We start from the raw sequence: 19359 nt of genomic DNA on the forward strand, positions 1-19359 counted from the left end.
CTTACCAGATCGCTCGCAACACCGAAAAGCTATCGGTCCGTGCTCGGGGGGAGGTGAATCTGGTAGAGGCTTACATCCACGAGCCGCCCAAACTTCTCCCCAACCCGCTCCAGGGTCCCGACAAAGCGGAAGGCGAGCTTCTCGTGGAGGCGGATCGACGCCAGATTGTCCGACGTGATCAAGGCAACAATGGTCGTGATCCCGCGCGAGGGGGAATCGTCGAGGAGGGTCTGGAGGAGCGCCTCCCCGACTCCGCCGCCTTGGGCACGCACATCCACGTAGATAGAGTTCTCCGCGGTGCCACGGTAGCCGGGCTTGGGGTTATAGGGCGAGAGCGACGCCCAGCCCACGACAATTCCATCCCGGTCTTCGGCGACAAAGCAGGGGTAGGGTTCGCCATTGTGCTGTTGGAGCCAGCAGCGCTGGGCGGCGAGATCCCGTTCATTGGTCTCCAGCGTGGCAGTGCTGGTCTTAACAGCGTCGTTGTAGATGCGGCGAACAGCCTCTGCATCGTCGATGGTGGCGATACGGATGATAAAACTCACGGCGAAGTTTTACCATAAACCACTTCTCCGGTACAATCACCTGTGGATAAATACCAAGTTCTTTCCAAAATTTCCCGCGCCAACCTGGAGCGTGATGTTAAAGACCTCGCGACGCGCTGGCCGACCCGTCACACGCTCTCAAAGCACCATCCCGCTATCGTGGCGTATCTCTCCGGGAAGTTTAAGGCACTTGGCTATCCTCCTAAGCGCCATGTCTACGAGCAGGCAGGCAAGTCTCTGAGCAATGTGATCGCCCAGAAGCCCGGCGGGAGTGGTGCGCCGATCCTGCTCTGTGCCCACTTCGATAGCCGCCAGGAAGATCTGCATGCGCCGGAGGCCCCCGCCCCCGGCGCTGATGACAATGCGACCGGGGTGGCGGTGCTCTTCGAGGTCGCGCGGGTGCTCAAAGACACTCCGCTCCGTGTCCCGCTCCGCTTTGCGCTCTTCTCCGGCGAGGAGCAGAACCTCTGGGGCTCGACTGCCTACGCCGCGGAGTGCAAGCAGCGTGGCGAGAAGCTGACTCTGGTCTTCAACCTCGATGAAGTGGGCTACCCGGACACCGAGAAGCATCTCTTTCTGGATCGGGATGAGCGCGGGCGCCCGGAGAACAACGCGGCATCGGCGAAGCTGATTACGCGGCTAGAGTGGCTCGCCCGGAACGTCGTGAAGGTCCCCACCCGTATAGATCCTGCAGAGGCCTCGGACTATATTCCCTTTGAGGCGCAGGGCTACACGATCACGGGCCTCTACGAAGGGGAGTACCGCTATCCGCACTACCATAAATCAACCGATACTCCGGATAAAGTGGATTTTGGCTATGTCAAAGACATGGCGCGTCTGACGGTCGCTTTCTTACTGGACTACGCACGATGAACAAAGAACCCTGGTACACAAGTCGTCTTCTCACCCGCTTGCTTGGTGGGGTGGGGGTTGCCTGCACGCTCGTGGGCTCGTGTGTGCGCCTCGAGACCCTCGATACTCGTTCGTCGTGCCGGGGAGACATTCTTCAAAGCAATGCGTACAACGCACCTGTCTTCTCCACGGACAGTCAGAAAGTCTTCGGGTTTGTCGATCACACCACTCCCGGCAAGCACTCCCAGACCCTGGAGGCATGGGAGACGGCCCAAGGGCGACGGCTGTGGAAAGTGCCGTTGTCTTCAGATGGCCTGGCGCTCGCGACTCAGGGAGACCGTGTGGCAACCATGACCTTTAAGGAGCTGGCCGTCCGTGACACCCGCACCGGACGTGTGCTCTGGCAGAATACACGTACGATACCACTCTCGGAGCACGCCACACTCTCGTTCTCGCCGTCGGGGAAGCTCCTCGCGCTGACCCTGCCCGATTTCATTCAGGTGCTTGATGTGGCCACGGGCAAGTCGCTGAAAGGAATTGCCTACACCGACTGCAAGTTTCACCAACAACCGGTCTTCTTATCGGATGGGACATTGGTTGTCGCAGAGTGTGCGACGGTTTCTGGCGACCCATATCCGGGCCTCAACCTACGCCTGAGCTTCTCCACTCCCGCCGTTTCCGTTGTGACCGTCTTGGACCCCCTTACCGGAAAAGCCCTCCGCCGCCTCGCCCGCGATGTGGAGGATTGGTGTGTCTCTCCCGACGGTACTCGCGTGCTCGTCAAGCGCGCCCACGAGCTCCTGCTCTTGAGCCCCTCAGGCGAGACGCTTGCCACCGTCAGCCCTGGGAAGTACTTCGAACAATACGTAGGTGCGAGGTTTATCCCTGGGAGCACCAATATCTTGCTCATCGGAGACAATGCAGGCGATACGCCCGTTCGGTCGTATGTCTGGAACCCGACGCAGCACATCGTCCGCCGTGCCCACCCGGACGAAGAGCTTCACGAGCAAGCGTACTCCCGCGAGGGAAGCAAAGCGCTGCGTGCGGAGGACATGGGGGGCCTCGGGCGGCACAAGCCCCTTGGCACGGTAATGAGCCCGAATAAAGCCGTTGCGCCCGTCCCGCTTGAGGGAATGACGGGCTGGGAGCTGAAGTAGACGAAATGAACGACCCCTGGTATACCCGTCGCCCGGTTACCCGCTTCCTTGGCATCACCGGCTGCATCGTCACGCTTGTCGCGAGCTGCTACCGTATCAATGTCCAGGACGAGCGGAACCACTACCGCGGCGATCAGCTGGTTGCCTCCGAGACGGCCGTGCGCTTCTCCGAAGATGGGAAGCAGCTCTTTGGCGTCGTTGGGACAAGCACGCCGAAGGACTCTCATTGGGAGCTACGGGCATGGGAGACTAGCCAAGGTCGGCTCCTCTGGCGGCACCGCCTTCCCTCAACTCCGCCGGGAACCTACGACTATGACTACGCCCTGAGTCAGAACATGGTAGCTCTGGCGACCTCGGGAAAGTATGTGGCCGTGGTGACGGATAAGGAGCTCGCGCTCCGCTCGACCGAGACGGGCCGCGTACTCTGGCGCACCCCTTCGACAACTACCGACGGTTTCAGGATATGTTTCTCCCCTTCAGGAAAGCTCATCGCGCTCTCTGAGCCTGGGTCTGAGTCGGTGCGCGTCTTTGACGTGGAGACGGGACGAAAGCGGAACGCACTCTATGTGTTCTACAAGGCCCCAAGCTACCCGCTCCACTTCCTCGCTGACGGCAGCGTGCTTGTGCCCGAGATTCGGCGCGATCCGAAGAGCAAAGAAGACGTCACCTTGCTGGTCGCCCGTGACCCGCTCACGGGAGCAACGCGGCGGCGTATCGCCCGTGATGTCGTGCACTGGACCGTCTCCCCAAAAGGCGACAAGGTTCTCGTCACCCAGCAGCGCCAGGTTCTTCTCACGACACCTACGGGGAAAGTGACGGCTAGTCACCGCCTTGTGGGATTTAACGGCTATTCGGGACCCGAAGCCACCTTCTGGTCCGATGGGGTCTCGGTGCGGGTTACGGATAACTATCAGAGAAGCTACCTCTGGAATCCGGCACGTGTGGGGAGTAGCGCGATCACGGCTCGGGATTTCTCCCGCGATGTCCTCTATTTTCCGACGACAACCAAGGCAGTGCGTGTGTCGTCTACGTGGGGGCCGGGCTCCCATGAGCCACTGGGGGCACTGGTGGAACCGAGGAGGAGGATCGCACTGGAAGGCCAGACGGGCTGGGAGCTTTAGTCGTGCTGAGCCCGGGGTTGACCCGCTTTCTTCTGGTCGTGGGCACTCTTGCGACAGTCGTACTGGCCTCCGTCATTGGTTACGTTGAGATTGCGGGAAGGCAGCGTGCAGGGGAGTACCTCTGGCTGTACCGCCACGGTGCCGTCTTTTCCCAGGACAACCAGCGCTTCTACTCGTTGGTGCACCGGGAGACCCTCTGGGAAGGCACGAAGCAGCTCCGGGCGTGGGAGACAAAGTCCGGCAAGCTCTTGTGGCAAGCCCCCGTGGGCAACCCCGACGAGAGCCGAGATGGGTTCAATATTACGATCGCCGTGAGTCCGCACTATGTTGCCGTGATGAACACAAGCTCGGTCTCCGTTCACAGCGCCGCGACGGGGAAAGTGCTTTGGACACGTCCTGAGCAACGCCTCGGTGTGGAGCCTTGGATTTTCTTTAGCCCGGATGAAAAGACCCTTGTCTATGCCCTGGAATACAAAGTGGTGGCCGTGGCAGCAGCAACAGGCGCGCACCTCTGGGATGGGGATTATTTTTGGGGAGGAGGCTTTCTCCCTGATGGCACGCTCCTCCTCCCTGAGCTAAGGGATGCTCGCAATTCGCCCAAGGAGCAGAGTATCGTCGTGGTCGATCCGCAAACCGGAGAGCGGATTCGAGTGGTCGATCCGCAAACCGGAGAGCGGATTCGAAACGTGACACCCGAGCCGTTCGACTGGGGGCTCTCGCCCAGTGGCCGCCTCCTTGCGTGCGTCGGCCCCAAGGCGCTCTGGCTTGTGGATACAGCCTCGGGTAAGGTCCTCCAGCGCACTGTCTATGCGTTCGCTCCACAGATGATGTCAGGAAGTATGGGAATCGGCCCAGGGACGCCAGCCATTACGTTCAATTCCAAGGAGACAAAGGTATATCCCTACGGGTCAGATTTCTGGGATCTCAAAAAGAATACGTTGCAGAAGAAAAAACTGGACAACGAGCACGGGGGTGCGCTCACCTCGCCCGATGGCACGCTCGTGCTGGAGAAGGGGCAGACGGGGGGGCTTCACCAGCGCTTCCCGCTCGGGTATCTCGTGGACACCGCGAGCAAGAAGCGCGTCGTGACTCTGGAGGGCCTGACCGGCTGGTAGGCCCTACTTGCGCTGGTAGATGACGTTCTTCAGCAAGACCGACTCCAAGAGCGTCCGCTTGCCGTCGTAGAGCGTGAAGGCGTACTTGGCGAGCGGGGCGTGCTGCGAGAAGACCAGCGCCGCAAACGCCTTGCGCCGCGCCCGCTCGTCGTCGTAGGCGATCCCGGAGCCGTTGAAGCCCGCGATTAGCGCCTCGACTTGGGCGGTGAGCTGGTCTGCCTCCGCGCGACGGGTCTTATAGACCGCGAAGTGCTCCTTGGCCTTGACAATGATCTCGTAGTCCCAGCCCGCCTTCGCCAGCCCGGACTCCAGCCCTGCCTCGTCGGTGATCCCGCCATCCAGCACAAACCGGACAATGCTGTCGTAGGTCATGTGCCAGCGGAGCGCGTGCTGGGCGAAGTACCAGGCGGACTTGATCTTCAGCAAGGTCTGGCCGTCGCCAGAGCGCACGACCACTCCCTCCGCGTGGTTCCAGTCCTGCACCAGCGAGAGCACGTCCCCGATCCCCCCCGTGCGTGCCCAGTCGTAGGTCTCAACTAATCGCAGGCCCAGCCTCTCCGCGAGGGGCTTTAGCTCCGCGAAGGGAAGGTAGCGCTGGGTGTCGTGGAGAACGGCGCCGAGGAAGATCAGGTCGTCGTCGCCTTCGTAGCGCACGACAATCTGGTTGGCCTGCCCAACATACTCAAAGAGTAGCGAGCCCTCGGGAAAGACATCGGGATCGAGGAGGGCGGGGTACTTGGCAGTCGCGACCGCGTGGGCCGCTACCCCGTACTCCCCGCCGTCATACGAGCCGCGCGTACGCAGCAGGACTTGCTTGTCCGATAGGACGGAGCGGATGAGCAGAGAGCCGTCGTGCTTGTGCGTGATCACGGCCCGACCCGCCGCCAGCTCCTGTGCGATCACCGAGTCGTGCGTGGGCGACTCGCCCTGATTGAAGAACTTCGGCCAGCCGAGCGAAGCGATGCTTCCGTCCGCGTCGAGCACGGCGGACCGGTAGATCAGCTCGTCGGGCTCCCAGTCGAACTTGTTGCGGGCCGGATGCACCAGCACCCGGTTGTCCGCCGTCGTGTGGGTGAGAAACCCGCTCTTGCTCAGCTTCGTAAGTAGTGCCGCCCGATCCATCCCAGCCTCCGTCTGTGGTGTTCTCCTGGAGTGCGTTCAGCCCAGGGACATCCTCGACATAATGATATCGGACCAGCAGCTCTAGCATTGCTAACATTTTTCTCTCCTTCTCTCTCTCACTATTCTCTACTACTCCTAAGAGCATGCCTGACCTGGAAAAGTCACAGGGTTGTGCCAATTTTCACAACCTCGGTTTCTTCTTCTCCAGACGATCTAGCCACTGGAATCCGCGAACTCTATCGCGCGGCTTCCCTGACCTGCTAAACGCTCTCAAGAGCCTCCTTTGTGACACGGTGCCGGTAGGCAAACATCTCCGTGAGCGTGCGGTGGAGAAAGAGCCGGTCGGCGATTCGCCCGAGAAAACCCAAGGGTGGTGTGTAGGTGATCGTGTCTACCAATAGACACGAATCGGGGCCGTCGGGTTCAAAACGGTGCTCGTGTTCCCAGAAAGCAAAGGGGCCCTTCCCCGGAACTTGGTGGTCCACAAAGCGACACGGCGGCTCGTAGACCACAAACTCACAGCGCCAGGGAAGCGGCACGTAGAGGGGCGGCTGGGAGACCACGAGGGTGAAGATCACTCCCTGCCCAAGAGACTCGGGGGGATCGAGGAGCCGCACACGGGTGCCGGGAGGGGTGATCTTGGTGAGCGCTGCCGGGCTATTGTGAAAATCCCAGAGGGTTTGTTGTGAGACAGCGAGCTTAGTATGGAACGTTAAGGTGGGCATCAGGGGTTCTAACGCCTTTCTTGTTAAGAATGTTCCTCAAAGGCTATAGAACACTGTGCAATATACCTAAAATAGTTAAGGAGGATACGATGCGTATTATCATCAAACCACTGGGCATGGTATTTTTTGCCCTCGCAATTGGCGGTGGGTTTGCTGCTGTCTCGCTAAAGAAGACGGGTCCCCTAGGTATTGGAGCGGGTGCTGTGGCGCTCTCAGGCCATGGCAACAACGTGGTTGCGGAAGAGAAGTGGAAGTTCTACACCGAAAAGGGCGCGGTTGGGAACATGACGGTGACCCGTGAGACGATCGAGGGGGCACCGCGAAACGGCCTCAAGATCCTGGCGGATCGGCCCGGTGAGCAGCCGTGGAACCTCGGGATTTCCAATGCGCTGGGCACTCCCTTTAAGGCCGGCGAGAAGCTACAGCTGCGGTTCTGGGGGCGCTCGGAGCAAGGCTCGCAGGTGACGATTATCCTGCAGCGCAATGTCCCCGGGTTCCCGGACTGTTTTAAGCAGACCCTAACCCTGACTCCTCAGTGGAAGTCCTACCAGTACGATGTCACGACCACGGCCATGGCGCAGTGGGAGTCGATGATCGCGGTTCATGCCGGATTCCAGGCGGGCTCCCTTGAGCTGGCTGGAGTTGAGCTGGTACGGGTGTGAGAGTCCAGTTTGAGACAACGGGAGGGGCACTCTTTGCCGCCCTCGCCGCCTCGTTTGGGCTTGGGATGGTGATCCAGAAACAGAAAACGACCGCGCCGGCACCCGTCGTGGCGACCTCTGCTCGTCCTAGCCCTCAGCAGACCGCCGCTCCTAATCCCGTGACCGGCATGACCTTCCACGATGAGTTCGACGGCAAGGCCCTAGATACCCAGAAGTGGATCGACTCCTATCCCGATGGTGTGCGTACCCACTCCAACCACGAGCAGCAGTACTATGCCACCGATGGCTACCGGCTCCAGGACGGCAAGCTGGTCCTGATCGGGGAGCGTAAGCCCCAAGGCGGCATGCCCTACACGTCGGGGATGGTCTCCAGCTACGGAAAGTTCTCCCAGCTCTACGGGCGGTTTGAGATCCGTGCGCGCTTTCCGGCGGGCAAGGGAATCTGGCCCGCGTTTTGGCTCTTGCCTAACGACAAGTCTTGGCCCCCGGAGATCGATATCCTGGAGATCTTGGGGCACGATCCGACCTGTATCTACTTTACCAACCACTGGCGCACGGTGGCGGGGACGGTCCAGAACGAACAAGGGCGGCTCCGTGGCCTGGACTTTTCGAAAGAGTTCCATACGATCACGCTGGTCTGGAAGCCCGATGTTTTGATCTGGAGCGTCGATGGGGTCGAGCGGTTTCGGACCAAGGAGCACGTCCCCCAGAAGCCGATGTTTGTCCTGGCGAACCTGGCGATCGGTGGCGACTGGCCGGGATTCCCGGATGCGACGACGCCCTTCCCGGCAAAGATGGAGATCGACTACATCCGGGTCTGGGCACTGTGAAAAACTACTGACCTAAATCTGGCACAATTGCGGATAAATCTATGTCCTACTTGTGAGAAGATGTTCACCAGAACCCTTCTCCTGAGGATATAATCACACGCAATGCTAAAACGACGACACTTTCTGCTGGTCAGTCTTCTTGCGGTTAGCGCCGCAGCCGTGCCCGCCATCATGGCGCGTGACGGACAGGTGGTTGTGGACGACAAGGACTGGACCCTCTCGACCGTGAACGCGCTCGACGGGACCATGGAGGTGCTCACCGACGGCGACACGCACCCGCCGATCTACCAGGTGAATGTGCTCCGGCCCGGCCAAGGGGTCGAGGACCTGCACCTGCAAAAGCCCGTTCCCGCGGACGTGCTCTCGTCGAACCAGCCGCTCTCCCTGCGCTTTCGTGCCCGTGCCGGGAACCGTCGCAAGATCCGTACAGCGCTCCAGGACCCCCAGAACGAGCCCTGGGCCAGTGAGGTCACACTGACCTCGGACTGGCAGGAGTTTCGGCTCCCGATCAAGCCCAAGACCTCGCCCAAGGGGCAGGCAATCATGGCCTTTCAGATTGGCGGCACCAGCGGCGACGTTGCCATTACCGATATCAAGCTGGAGCGCTCGTAAAGCGAAACTCCGCAGCGTGGCGGGGATCGGGCGCACCCCGGAGACTCACGCGTGCCTCCAAGCGAAGCCGGCCCCGCTCTCCGTCGGGCTCGTAGTGCGCGAGGTAGGGGGAGTAGGCAGCGGGGGCAATCGCAAACGTGAGGGCTTTCTTCTCCCCCTCCGCCACGGTCAGCGGCGTGATCACCGTCTGCTCCACAATGGCGACCCAGTCGTAGGTGACGGTCGGCTCGGAGCGCCCCCGGTCTCGTCGAAAGAGCGTGAGCTCGACGCTTCCCTCTAGTGCTCGGTCCACTCCCTCTATCTGCACCGTGCCGGTGAGGGGCTCGCCGAAGTCAAAGGCGTCTTTGTCGAGCTGGAGCGCGACGTAGCTTCCTGTGTTGTTTGTCAGCCGCCAGAATGCCTTGACCTTCTCCAGCATCCGATACCCTACTTCTTTCCTTCGTCGCGCCAGAGCCAGCGCAGCGACTCGGGGAGGATCGCGCGGCCGTGGCGGTCGCCGTGGAAGCCGTTGCCAAAGACAAACTTGTAGTCGTACTGGCCGAAGGCGAGGGCTTTTGCCATCTGCTGGTTGGAGAGAGGCCAGTTGCCGGCTTTGTTGTCCAGGTCGTTGGCACCGTCTTGGAGGAACACCCGGATCGGCTTGGGCGCGCCCTTTTGGTCCCAGCCACGGCGGTCGCGGATGATGGCGGGGAAGGTGTTGCCGCCCGCCACGCCGGTGGGACCGCCTTGCAGGTTGGTGAAGCTACCGACCCAGCTCAGCACCTTATGGAACTGGTCGGGGCGCTGCCAGGCGAGGTTGAAGGCACAGATACCGCCGCTGGAGATGCCCGCTACCAGGCGCCCCGCCGGGTCTTTGCGCAGGTTGTAGCTCTTACTAACCTCGGGGAGGATCTCCTCGACAATCAGCTTGGAGAAGCGATCCGAGACCGTGTCGTACTCGATCGAGCGGTTGTTGCCGTTCCAGCCGTTCTCAGGGGGCGTCTCGCCTCGGTGACCGGGGCTGATGAAGATGGCAATCGACACAGGGAGCTCGCCCTTGTGGATCATGTTGTCCAGCACGACCGGGACAAAGTCTTTGTAGGAGTGGCCGTCCATGAAGATCATGACTGCCGCGGGCTTGGACGCATCGTACTGGGCGGGGACATAGACCCACCAGTTGCGCACCGTCCCCTCGTAGACACTGCTCTTCCAGGCGGGCTGCGGGGTGAGCTTTCCTTGGGGGACGCCGGCTTGGCGCTTGCTCTCCGGGGGCGCGGTGTAGACCTCCAGCTCACCACCGCCGCGGGTCTCCGCACCGACTATGAACTTCCAGCGCGTCCCAAAGCCCTCGGGGAGAGTTGTGGCGGCAGCCCAGATACGGGAGCCCTCGATATTGCGTAGCGGCAGCGACCAAACGCCATCATCGGAGACCAGCTTGGGCTCCGGCTCACCGTCGGCGACCTCGATAGCAAACGCGACTTTGAGCTCATCGGTCTTGAGGGCGCCGCGCTTGAGGTTGGCCTCACCGAACCAGGCACGGAGCGGGGCGGCAAGGCCCGCGCGGGTCGCACGCTCGCGGAGCGCGGTCTGAAGGGTGGCAATATCCATAGGCGGCTGTGCTGGTACAACCAGCGCGATCATGGGTGGGAGTAGCATGCCAAATTGTACCCGAGTTTTTTCGACCGCCCGTGTTTAGACCGCCCCCATTAAGACCGCCCCCGTGGGAGGGGGGCGTCTTACGTCCTCGTGCCTCGGACACAAAGGGCTTCGCCCATCCCGAGGTAACTCGGGATTATGGCCGGAGGCCTTCGTGTCGGAGCCTGCGACGACAGCAAGACGCCCCGGTTCATCGGGGCGATCAAAAACACGGGCGGTCGAAGTGGTACAATGCGCCCGTGAAAATTCTGGTGGTCAGTCACTCTTGTGTGCGCGAGGTCAATCAGCAGCTCTTTATCGAGCTCAGTCGTCTGCCTGGAGTGGAGCTGGAGCTGGTAGTGCCCGAGACCTGGGACGATGAGTACGGCAAGGGGATGTTCCGCTCGGGGCGGCACCCGGAGGCGACCTTTCCGATCCACTTCTGCCCGACCATCAAGCCGGGGCACATCACCTTCCATGCCTATCCCAAGCTCCCGATGGCCGCCTTCAAGAAGTTCGCGCCGGACTTGGTCTACTCCACCCAGGAGCCCTGGAGCCTGAGCAACCTGCAGTTTCTGATGGCGGCACGCTCTCTCAAGGCCAAGTTTGTCTACCATACCAACCAGAACCTGCTGAAGAAGTACCCACCGCCGTTTTCGTGGTTCGAGCAGCTCTCCTACAAAGAAGCGTGCGCGTCGCTGGCCTACTCGGAGGAGGCGCGGCAGGTGCTCCTCACCAAGGGGCTGAAGGGACCGTCGTTTGTGGTGCCCTACGGAACCAATGTCGATCAGTTTGTCCCCGGGCGCGAGGAGGCGCTGCGGGAGAAGCTTGGGCTGGGAGACAGTGTCGTGGTGGGCTATATCGGGCGCTTTGTCGAGGAGAAAGGCGTTGATCTGATCGTCAAGGCGCTCCCCAAGCTCCCCGCCAACACGAAGATTTTGTTAGTGGGGACCGGGAGTGAGGAGCAGGCGCTCAAGTCACTGGCGAAGGAGCTCGGCGTGGCGGAGCGTGTTGTCTTTACGGGGGGCGTCCCGCACAACGAGGCCGATAAGTACCTACGGTGTATGGACATCATGGCGCTGCCGTCGCTGACCCGCCCGCACTGGAAAGAGCAGTTTGGCCGCGTGCTCATCGAGGCACTAGCCTGTGAGGTGGCGGTGGTGGGCTCGGACAGTGGGGAGATTCCCAATGTGGTCCGCAACACGGGCGGCGGGCTGGTCTGCAAAGAGGGGAGTGTCGAGTCCCTCACCGAGTGTTTGAGCGCGCTGGTCAACGACCCGGCGCGGCGGCTTGCCTTTGCGAAGGTGGGCTGCGCGGTGGTGCACAGCCAGTACACATTTGGCGCGGTCGCCCGGCAGCTCCAGGGGATTTTCGCGGAGGCGTTGTAGGGCATCCCTCCCCCCTGCCCCCTCCCTTCCCCTGAGACCCGACTTCGTCGGGGGGAAGGGAGGGGGGGACTGGCTCAACCCACCCCTCTGACTCCCCTCCCTTCGTCCCCGCGAAGCGGGATAAAGAGCGAAGGGAGGGGCCGGGGGAGGGATGTCAAACCGGGCAGGGATGTCAAACTACGACACTAAGAAATACACCACCCGAAGCGCGGTGCCCGTTGCCTTGGGATTGCGCTTCTCCGAGAGTGTCAGGGTGAGCGTGTGCTCGCCGGAGCTAAGATCATCGGCGAGGATCACGGCCCAAGGCAGGTGCAGGCCGCCGCTCCAAGGCGTGTAGGTATCGAGAGGCGGGCGCGGCTTGCCGTCGATCACACACTCCACCACACCCGTGTCCGGCCCCGCAGCGATCATCAGGCCGACTGTGTTGCCCGTAAAGGTCAGGGTAAAGCGGCTCTTGGGAGTCGTGGCGACCAGTGCAGGAACCTTCACGAAGCCGTCGCGGGTGCCCTTGCCATCGGTGGGCTGCCACGACGGATCAAGTGCAAAGCCTTCGAGCTGCGTGGCGGCGTTAGGCAGGACATAGCGGCCCGCGCTGTAGCTGTGCCTATCGACCGGCTTGGGGAGCGGGTGCGGCTTGGTCGGGCGTGGCGTTGCGAGGGCGGAATCGAGCAGGCGCGTGATGCTATTGGCGTAGAGCTGGTGGCCAAAGGGCGAGGGATGCAGGTCCTTAAAGTCCTTCTCCCAGCTAAACTCCCCGGCGGCGATCCGCTCAGAGACCTCGCGGGTGAGGTCCAGCGACGGGTTCCCATAGCGCTCGGCGACCTTCTCGTGCTGCGCGACCGCCAGCGGGGTCTTGCCGGACTTCCAGTCCGCTAGGTGCTCGGGCATGGCAAAGTGCAGGTGGACGATATCGCACTCGGGCGCGACGGTGCGCACGTGCCGCACGACGCCCTCTAGGCCGCGCACCATGCGCTCGGGCGTCGTGAAGTTGGTCGGATCATTGACCGCCGCCTCCACAAAGAGCAGGTCCGGCTTGCCTTGGCCCAGCACATCGCTCTCCAGGCGGAAGGCGTGGGGGACCGAGCCCAGCGACGAAATCCCAGCGCGGATGAACGTGAACTGGGTCTGAGGAAAGCGCTGGGTGAGCCAGCTCTCCACTTGGGTGCGCCAGCCGTTAGGCGAGAAGGTGATCGAGCCGCCCAGAAACGCGACTGTCGCCTTGGGACCAAACGCCTTGAGCCCGCGCCGGAGCGTGTGGTAGCTCTTGCCCATCGTGTGGCGCTTGAAAAACTCCGCACTCTCGGGAATGCCGACCAGCGGGAAGTGGTGCCCCTGGCTCTCCGCGGTGCCCTCCTGGATCGTCACCACGTCCATCGTGACGCCCAGCTTCTTGAGCCGCCGCTGCGCCTCCCGCGTGTTCTCGTCGGCGGGGACCACACGGTCGTTGAGGCTGACGACGTGGCGCAGGGGGATCTTGGCTTTCGCAATTACAGGCAGTAGGTCGAGTGGGTTCTGGTTGTAGGCTAGCGCCTCGGCGTCGGACTTGAAGCCGTAGCGCTCAAACGCGACCTTCCAGACCTGCGGCGCACCGACCCCCTTGCCCTTGCCACCGGGCCAGCTCTTGAGGTCCAGCACCGGCGTGTCAGCGTAGAGCGCGGCGATCCGCTCGGGGTGGCGCGCGGCATAGCGGTAGGCATAGAGCCCGCCTCGGCTCACGGCCTCCAGCGCAGGCCGCGCTCCCAGCCCGCGATTCTTCGTCACTTCGTCGTAGAACGCGTCCCAGAGGTCCAGTGCCGCATCGCAGCCGAGCATCTCGCCCGTCTCCAGATAGGCCGTGTGCCATCCCGCGGCGAGCAAGGCACGGTCGATCTCGGCGTGAAAGTCTGGAAACGATGCCCGCCACACCCAGGGCCTCCCGGACTGCGGCACCTTGGGCTCGGTGATCCAGCCCTCCTTGCCCGCTACCGTGAAGGTCACCCGACGAAACCCGAACCACTCTGTTACTCGATCCATGCTCGCAGTATGCCCGATTCTCCGCAGCCCTGGCAAGCTACTCCGCAGGTTTCCCCACCACGGTCAGACGCTTGCGCTCGTACTCGTAGTCTTTTCGAAGATTCGGGGGACAGAGAGCCATGGCCTGATTGAAGTACTGCAGTGCCTTGTCAGCGTAGGCTTTTTGTTTCTCTGGATCGGTCGTGGCCGCTCCCTCACGCAGGTCGCGGTAGTGGCGGAAGCGCGCCAGCGCAATCGCCATCGTAAAGGGGATGGGAGGTGTGTAGCCTGTAGCTGGCCCTGCTCCTGTGGGGGGAGGCGAGGGGGGTGGGGGCGGAGCGGGCAGTGCGCGGACAGGAGCCGGAAGGGGAACCGTTACAGAAATCAGGTCCTTCTTGACATCGGCGAGCTTGAAGAGCTGACGAGCCTCATTGGCCCAACCGAGCTCTGTGAGGACATCCAGGGTGACGGTCTTGGGGCGCTTGGCGCCTGGAGCGAGCGGGGTGATACGTGCCAGATAGAGCTCGCTGTGCGAGTGGAGGCGATACGACGCAGCCGGATCGGTGCAGCGGTAGACTACGCCTTGGTCGTCGCGTGGGGCTTGTTCTTTGATCCAGCTCATGGTCTGGCGTGGCCCGTCTATGGGAGTGAGGCGGCTCATGTCCACCATTGCGGCGGTGGGCGGGGGCGCTGTCATCACCCGCTGCCGGCGCGCTAGTGGGCTTTGCAGCATGTTCGAGACGCGGCAGTATGCCGTTAAAGGGAGGCTCTCGGGCGCACCGGGCGGGCCAGGGGTGACATCGACCGCCACCTTGAGATTGCCCTCGGGGTCACTTGCGACAACGGTGGCATGGACGGTCACGCCACCACGGTAGGTTGTGTTGGGAGGCAGGAGCCGCGACGGGAGGCTCTGCTGGGTATCGATCACCGTGCCTTGGCGGACGAGCTCTAGGCCCTCGGTGGGGAGGGGCTGGTTGTAGGTGGCGCTCAGCTCGGCGAGGGGGGCACCACCGGTCTGGATGCGGTAGCCGGTGGGGAGGTTGGTTGTGGGATCGCGCTCGGGGAGAGACCACTCTTGCAGGAGGACAAGCTGGTTCTTGGCCGTAAGCTCACTCCCAAGGACAGTCAGAGGTGCCTTTCCGCGCCAGGGCTCCAGCGAGACATCCTCGCGGTTCTGGGTGGCGATACGAACACTATTGCCGATCCGCTCGTAGAGGAAGAGGGGCTTGGCTTGGCCCCAGATCTCCCAGGGAATCTGTTTCTTCTCCAGGAGGCGCCAGCCCTTGAGATGCCAGGTTGCCGCGCTATCGACCCGTCGGTCACCGAGTGGAACCGAGGGGGGCTTAGGTGCGGTCAGGCGCATGAAGGCAATAATGCTCGCAAAACCACCCAGGGACAAGAGGCCGATGCGCAAACGTGGGCTCATGGTGCATTATACCGGGAAGTTTTTCCGGCAGAGGCCTTGCAAACTAAGTCCATTTCGCCGATAATCGACCTTGTGAAGACACTCTCTGGAACTCTTGCCTTACTCACACTGGTGCTGGCTCCGGCCACACAAGCTCAGGAAAACAGCGGAAACAGCTCCCTGGATGTCACGGTCAACACGGGCTCCGCGCCCTCGTCGGCTGCATCACGCGCCGTGGGGACAGCGGGGACCCAGAAAGCCAAGCTCCCTCCTCTCTCGAAGTCGGCGCCGGCTCCGAACCGGGGAACCCTCTCCAGCCGTGCGGGCCGCCCTCAGGAGCCGCAGGCCGCTCCCACAAAAGTGATCGTCCGGCCGGCCAAGGTGGTCATCGACTCCGTGGGGGTGCGTGTCTCCCGGACCGACAGCTCGAAGATCCTCTCGGTCGCGACTGTGGGGCAGACCCTGGCGGTTCTCTCGGAGCTGGAGGGCTTCTACGGGATCCTGATGCGCAACAATACGATTGGCTGGGTTCCCAAAGAGTCGATGGAGCTCCTGGACTACGACCAAGAGGTCACCCTGGAGCAGACCGCTCCCACCCCAAGTGGCACCCCCGAGATCGCCGAGCGTGGCGGGCTCTCCGCGAAGCAGCGCCAGGTCCTGCGCGAGGCATTCACCTACATGGGCGTCCCCTATGTCTGGGCTGGCAACACGCGCTCTGGGCTAGACTGCTCCGCATTTGTCAAGAATGTCTTCTCGACGGTCGGTGTCTCGCTTCCGCGGCACTCTGGCGACCAGACCGTCGTGGGGCAGAAGATCACCGACACGGGCGAGCTGCTTCCCGGTGACCGGCTCTACTTTGCGATGAAGGGCGGCTCGACCATCACGCACACCGGAATCTATATCGGTGATGGGCTCTTTATCCACGCCTCGACCAACCATAAGTGCGTCGATGTGGACAATCTTTTCAAGAGCTACGTCAATAAGCTAGTCGCCATTCGCCGCGACTAGCTTATTGGCGTAGCTCACGGGTTATTTTAGGGGCAGGCGTAGCCGGATTCGTGTGCCTTCGCCCGGCGCACTCTCGATCACGAGCTCGCCGCCCTGACCCTCCGCGCGCTCCCGCATGCTCATCAGCCCGATCCCAGAGCCCAGCTCTGCCACATCAAAGCCCGGGCCGTCATCGGCAACCACGAGTGTGAGGGTTTTGGGGTCCCGCGTGACGGTTACGCTGGCTTGAGTTGCGCCAATCGCGTGCTTGGCCGCATTGATGAGCCCCTCTTGCGCGACCCGGAGAACCGAGAGGCGAACTTGCTCGGGGAGGCCGCTCAGGAGGTCGGAGCCCTCGGTCTTTATTGGGAGGCCTGTGCGCCGCGAGAGACGTTCCGCCTCAGCCGCGAGGGAGACCTCGGTGGACCAGGGACGGTTGAAGAAGGTCCAGTCCCGAACCTGCTGCATCGCCTCGCGGAGGGTCTGTGCCTCGTCTTTTAGGATAACAATGGTTGGGTCACTGGCATCGGCCTTCTCCCGCACCCGTGCGGCGAGCTCTAGGCGCATGACCGCAGCGGCCAGGCTATTTCCCACCCCATCATGAACCTCGCGGGAGAGCGACGAGCGCTGCTCGGTGAGCTCCAGCTCGGACTTGAGGTTGGCCAGCTCCGCCGAGACCTGCTCGGAGCGCTCGCGCAGGCGCCGCACGACCGAGCTTACGGCGAGCAAGAGCCCCATCCGCACCACCATCTCCAGCGCGTAGGCCGCCCAGTCGGGGGTACTTGACGGAGACGGGACGGTTCCCAGAAAGAGCGCGAGGCACGCCCCGGAGCGGGTGATAGTGGCCTCGACCCGGTTCTCCAGCAGGGTCTCTCCCGCTAGGACAACAAAGGCGACCACCCAGATCGCGCTCTGGAGCCCCCCCGAAAACCGGAGCCCCAGCGCGATACAGATCAGGTCCACGGAGACAAAGAGCCAGCCGAGGCTGTAGTAGACCCGGGCCGCGATTCCCTGCTGGTCACGGCGTGCCGAGGCCCAGTTGCGGACTGCGAGATTGACCATGACCAGCGTGAGAACTCCAAGAAAGGGCTCCAGCTGAATGGGAGGAGCGGCCCGGTCGACCCCGCTGGCGCGTGCGAATGCCCAGGCGACAATGCCCACAACACAGGCCCAGTAGACTCCATTGGGATTGCGTCGTACCCGCACACTCAGGCGCTGCGCACGGTGGGTGAGAGTACGCATACGGGGCTACAGCGTTCCATTGAGGACATAGCGGTAGAGCGAGAGGCGTAGCATCTTGCAGGCATCGTCGGCGAGCTTGTCCACGGGCGCGGCACCATCGCTGGTCTCTAGGGTCACGAGGTGCTGACCACGGATCTGGATCGACGTGCCTTGCTTGCGAACGTCGTAGACCTGCAGGTCCTGGTCGAGCGCCTTGTCCAGCGCCGCCGCGACCTCTTTGGCCCGCTCGGGCTTGGGGGTACGCAGAAAAACCTTGCCATCGAGGAGCACCTCGGTGAGGGTGCCATCGGCGCGGGTGGCGACCTTGAGGATATCTGCGGTGGCGCGGCGGTTGATGGGCAGTCCCATCTGGGTAATCTGCGCGATCATCGCCTCGGCGCGGACCTTCTCCGGCGGGTGGGTGCGGAAGATGCCCAGCTCGACATCGGGGTGACTGCGCTGGTCGCGGGCCAAGCGCTCCATGAACGTGAGCATCCCGACTGGGTTGTAGCCCGCTTTCTGCGCAAGAATGATCCCGCCCTGGTCGGCGTCGCGCTCGGCGGTCTGGCCGTAGCCGTTTACCTTCTGGATCGCCAGGAGCTGAAAGCCCGTGAGGAGGTTGCCCGTGTCTTGGAGGGGGACCTTTCCCAGGATCGCCCCGAGTGCCGCGATCGCCATCTGGGTGTTGAGCTTGCTCTGCTCACGCTGGAGTTTTGCTCCATGGCTGTGAGCCGCGTGGATAATCTCATGGCCCACGACCCCGGCTAGCTCATCGTCGGACTGGGCGTACTTCAGGAGACCTTTATTGACATAGACATAGCCACCGGGGAGGGCAAAGGCGTTGGTGTCTGGGTCATCGACAATAAAGAAGCGGTAGACAAAGGGGCGCGAGATCTTGTTCTCGCTGCCGTAGAGAGCGGGAATCGGGGTCTGGTTGATGATGGCCGCGAGCTTCTGCCCCATGGTCTCGACCCGCTTCACGAGGGCCGGGTCGGTGACCAGCTTGAGGCCGCTCTTGATCATCTCCTCATGCGACTCGCGCCCGAGCTTGACCTCGGGATCTTCCAGGGGCGCGGCGGCGGGCTTCTTGTCTTGCGGGAGTGCTCGTGGGGTGAGCGCGGGGAGGGCAAGGCAGAAGGCAGTGGCAAGTAGGGCAGCGGTGCGTCTCATAGTCGTTTGCTTATTCTACGTCAATTGTGCCCCAATTGTTCCAAAAGGAAAACGGGCGAGGCTGAAAGAGCCTCGCCCGCTTCGTGCTGTGGAGAGCGCGCTTACTTGAAGCGGCGAGCTCCCGCGTACTTGCTGTTGTAGTAGGGCAGGTCGAGGGGGTCCATCACGACTCCCCGCTTGCTACTGGCGGCGTGGACAAACATCCCATTGCCAACATACATCCCGACATGGGAGATTCCAGAGCGGTAGGTTCCTGCAAAGAAGACAATGTCACCCGGCTGGAGCTCACTGCGGGAGATCTTCTTTCCCTGACCGAACTGCTCGCGGGCGGTGCGGGGAAGGGAGACTCCCTCACCCTGCATCAGGTGCTGCACAAAGCTGGAGCAGTCAAAGACCCCGTTGGTGCCCGATGCCCCGAAGCGGTAGCGTGCACCGCGGTAGGAGAGGGCTCGGGAGATGAGCTTGGAGTTGGTTCCGGTACGCCCATTGCGAGGTCCGAGGTTGGCCTCTGCGGCGGCGCGGCTCTTGGCGATCTGGTCTTCGCTGGCCCCGAGGGTATGGTCGAGCTCTTCGTCCCCGGTCTCAAGCGTCACATTAATGGTGTTCTCGTCGTCAGGATCGGTGGTGCGGGGCGCGGCGGGCTTGGCCTTGATGGGAGCGGCGGGGGCTTTTGCCTTAGGGGCTCCCTCAAAGCGGGAGCGGTTCTGGGGAGCGGCGAAGCTGGTACTGGTGAGAGCAAACAAAGTGAAGGCGATGGTGGTTTGTGTCTGCAGTCGGAGGTTCTTAGAGCGCGTCAATATTCCTTGTTCCTTTTCCTAACTGTCCTGTCCGCGATCAGTGT

At 62.3% G+C, this 19359-nt stretch carries 19 protein-coding genes; 9 read left to right on the forward strand and 10 right to left on the reverse strand.

Translation table 11 applies throughout. The features are described 5' to 3' along the window. Positions 1–29 precede the first annotated feature (29 nt). Positions 30–545, reverse strand: a complete 516-nt coding sequence (locus HNQ39_RS25675; protein WP_184203455.1) for a GNAT family N-acetyltransferase — start codon at positions 543–545, stop codon at positions 30–32. Between the two features lie 42 nt (positions 546–587). On the opposite strand from HNQ39_RS25675, the gene HNQ39_RS25680 reads away from it, so the two are divergent. From HNQ39_RS25680 to HNQ39_RS25695, 4 genes are read left to right on the forward strand one after another with little or no spacing between them, the layout of a single operon-like run. Continuing rightward, positions 588–1418, forward strand: a complete 831-nt coding sequence (locus HNQ39_RS25680; protein WP_184203456.1) for a M20/M25/M40 family metallo-hydrolase — start codon at positions 588–590, stop codon at positions 1416–1418. Then, positions 1415–2554 (forward strand): WD40 repeat domain-containing protein, encoded by a 1140-nt coding sequence (locus tag HNQ39_RS25685; RefSeq protein ID WP_184203457.1) that lies wholly within the window; start codon positions 1415–1417, stop codon positions 2552–2554. Before HNQ39_RS25680 ends, HNQ39_RS25685 begins: the two co-directional genes overlap by 4 nt. Positions 2555–2559: 5 nt before the next feature. Further along, positions 2560–3675 (forward strand): outer membrane protein assembly factor BamB family protein, encoded by a 1116-nt coding sequence (locus HNQ39_RS25690; protein WP_184203458.1) that lies wholly within the window; start codon positions 2560–2562, stop codon positions 3673–3675. A gap of 17 nt (positions 3676–3692) precedes the next feature. After that, positions 3693–4790 (forward strand): outer membrane protein assembly factor BamB family protein, encoded by a 1098-nt coding sequence (locus HNQ39_RS25695; protein WP_184203459.1) that lies wholly within the window; start codon positions 3693–3695, stop codon positions 4788–4790. A gap of 3 nt (positions 4791–4793) precedes the next feature. Here HNQ39_RS25695 and HNQ39_RS25700 read toward each other — a convergent pair whose 3' ends face one another. Next, entirely contained in the window at positions 4794–5912 is a 1119-nt protein-coding gene (locus tag HNQ39_RS25700; RefSeq protein ID WP_184203460.1) for an RNA ligase, read from the reverse strand. 260 nt (positions 5913–6172) lie between these two features. Continuing rightward, positions 6173–6637 carry an SRPBCC family protein gene (locus tag HNQ39_RS25705; protein WP_184203461.1) on the reverse strand — a complete coding sequence of 155 codons (465 nt, stop codon included), beginning with the start codon at positions 6635–6637 and terminating at the stop codon, positions 6173–6175. Between the two features lie 89 nt (positions 6638–6726). Between HNQ39_RS25705 and HNQ39_RS25710 the strand changes: the two genes are divergently transcribed. The 3 genes from HNQ39_RS25710 (at position 6727) to HNQ39_RS25720 (ending at position 8741) form a co-directional block, all read left to right on the forward strand. After that, complete coding sequence (locus HNQ39_RS25710) at positions 6727–7299, forward strand: carbohydrate binding domain-containing protein (RefSeq protein ID WP_184203462.1); 573 nt, start codon at positions 6727–6729, stop codon at positions 7297–7299. Further along, the gene (locus HNQ39_RS25715) at positions 7296–8129 is read left to right on the forward strand and encodes a family 16 glycosylhydrolase (RefSeq protein WP_184203463.1); all 834 of its coding nucleotides are present in this window, start codon (positions 7296–7298) and stop codon (positions 8127–8129) included. Before HNQ39_RS25710 ends, HNQ39_RS25715 begins: the two co-directional genes overlap by 4 nt. 102 nt (positions 8130–8231) lie before the next feature. Then, entirely contained in the window at positions 8232–8741 is a 510-nt protein-coding gene (locus HNQ39_RS25720) for a hypothetical protein (protein ID WP_184203464.1), read from the forward strand. Here HNQ39_RS25720 and HNQ39_RS25725 read toward each other — a convergent pair. Next, entirely contained in the window at positions 8722–9159 is a 438-nt protein-coding gene (locus HNQ39_RS25725) for a sporulation protein (RefSeq protein WP_184203465.1), read from the reverse strand. The genes HNQ39_RS25720 and HNQ39_RS25725 overlap by 20 nt on opposite strands. 8 nt (positions 9160–9167) lie before the next feature. Further along, positions 9168–10376 carry an alpha/beta hydrolase gene (locus HNQ39_RS25730; protein ID WP_221290328.1) on the reverse strand — a complete coding sequence of 403 codons (1209 nt, stop codon included), beginning with the start codon at positions 10374–10376 and terminating at the stop codon, positions 9168–9170. A 239-nt stretch (positions 10377–10615) separates the two neighbouring features. On the opposite strand from HNQ39_RS25730, the gene HNQ39_RS25735 reads away from it, so the two are divergent. Further along, positions 10616–11743 (forward strand): glycosyltransferase, encoded by a 1128-nt coding sequence (locus tag HNQ39_RS25735; protein WP_184203466.1) that lies wholly within the window; start codon positions 10616–10618, stop codon positions 11741–11743. A 177-nt stretch (positions 11744–11920) separates the two neighbouring features. Here the strand turns inward: HNQ39_RS25735 and HNQ39_RS25740 are convergent, their stop codons facing one another. Both HNQ39_RS25740 and HNQ39_RS25745 read right to left on the reverse strand, forming a co-directional pair. Beyond that, on the reverse strand, positions 11921–13756 hold the full coding sequence (locus HNQ39_RS25740) for an SGNH/GDSL hydrolase family protein (protein ID WP_184203467.1): 1836 nt from the start codon (positions 13754–13756) through the stop codon (positions 11921–11923). A gap of 37 nt (positions 13757–13793) precedes the next feature. After that, positions 13794–15161 carry a hypothetical protein gene (locus HNQ39_RS25745; protein ID WP_184203468.1) on the reverse strand — a complete coding sequence of 456 codons (1368 nt, stop codon included), beginning with the start codon at positions 15159–15161 and terminating at the stop codon, positions 13794–13796. Positions 15162–15233: 72 nt separating this feature from the next. On the opposite strand from HNQ39_RS25745, the gene HNQ39_RS30740 reads away from it, so the two are divergent. Beyond that, entirely contained in the window at positions 15234–16148 is a 915-nt protein-coding gene (locus tag HNQ39_RS30740; RefSeq protein WP_184203469.1) for an NlpC/P60 family protein, read from the forward strand. Positions 16149–16169: 21 nt separating this feature from the next. On the opposite strand, the gene HNQ39_RS25755 is transcribed toward HNQ39_RS30740, so the two are convergent. The 3 genes from HNQ39_RS25755 to HNQ39_RS25765 form a co-directional block, all read right to left on the reverse strand. Then, on the reverse strand, positions 16170–17369 hold the full coding sequence (locus HNQ39_RS25755; RefSeq protein WP_184203470.1) for a sensor histidine kinase: 1200 nt from the start codon (positions 17367–17369) through the stop codon (positions 16170–16172). 6 nt (positions 17370–17375) lie between these two features. Beyond that, on the reverse strand, positions 17376–18518 hold the full coding sequence (locus HNQ39_RS25760; RefSeq protein WP_184203471.1) for a M48 family metalloprotease: 1143 nt from the start codon (positions 18516–18518) through the stop codon (positions 17376–17378). Positions 18519–18619: 101 nt separating this feature from the next. Continuing rightward, on the reverse strand, positions 18620–19315 hold the full coding sequence (locus HNQ39_RS25765; protein WP_184203472.1) for a C40 family peptidase: 696 nt from the start codon (positions 19313–19315) through the stop codon (positions 18620–18622). Between the last annotated feature and the right edge of the window lie 44 nt (positions 19316–19359).

Origin of the sequence: Armatimonas rosea (genome assembly GCF_014202505.1) — a bacterium.
Taxonomy (GTDB): Bacteria; Armatimonadota; Armatimonadia; order Armatimonadales; family Armatimonadaceae; genus Armatimonas; species Armatimonas rosea.

Excerpts from the sequence above, each read along its gene's own strand:
- HNQ39_RS25685 (WP_184203457.1), top strand. The coding sequence starts at position 1,415 with ATGAACAAAGAACCCTGGTACACAAGTCGTCTTCTCACCCGCTTGCTT.
- HNQ39_RS25690 (WP_184203458.1), top strand. The coding sequence starts at position 2,560 with ATGAACGACCCCTGGTATACCCGTCGCCCGGTTACCCGCTTCCTTGGC.
- HNQ39_RS25700 (WP_184203460.1), bottom strand. The coding sequence starts at position 5,912 with ATGGATCGGGCGGCACTACTTACGAAGCTGAGCAAGAGCGGGTTTCTC.
- HNQ39_RS25705 (WP_184203461.1), bottom strand. The coding sequence starts at position 6,637 with ATGCCCACCTTAACGTTCCATACTAAGCTCGCTGTCTCACAACAAACC.
- HNQ39_RS25710 (WP_184203462.1), top strand. The coding sequence starts at position 6,727 with ATGCGTATTATCATCAAACCACTGGGCATGGTATTTTTTGCCCTCGCA.
- HNQ39_RS25720 (WP_184203464.1), top strand. The coding sequence starts at position 8,232 with ATGCTAAAACGACGACACTTTCTGCTGGTCAGTCTTCTTGCGGTTAGC.
- HNQ39_RS25725 (WP_184203465.1), bottom strand. The coding sequence starts at position 9,159 with ATGCTGGAGAAGGTCAAGGCATTCTGGCGGCTGACAAACAACACAGGA.
- HNQ39_RS25730 (WP_221290328.1), bottom strand. The coding sequence starts at position 10,376 with ATGCTACTCCCACCCATGATCGCGCTGGTTGTACCAGCACAGCCGCCT.
- HNQ39_RS25740 (WP_184203467.1), bottom strand. The coding sequence starts at position 13,756 with ATGGATCGAGTAACAGAGTGGTTCGGGTTTCGTCGGGTGACCTTCACG.
- HNQ39_RS25745 (WP_184203468.1), bottom strand. The coding sequence starts at position 15,161 with ATGAGCCCACGTTTGCGCATCGGCCTCTTGTCCCTGGGTGGTTTTGCG.
- HNQ39_RS25755 (WP_184203470.1), bottom strand. The coding sequence starts at position 17,369 with ATGCGTACTCTCACCCACCGTGCGCAGCGCCTGAGTGTGCGGGTACGA.
- HNQ39_RS25760 (WP_184203471.1), bottom strand. The coding sequence starts at position 18,518 with ATGAGACGCACCGCTGCCCTACTTGCCACTGCCTTCTGCCTTGCCCTC.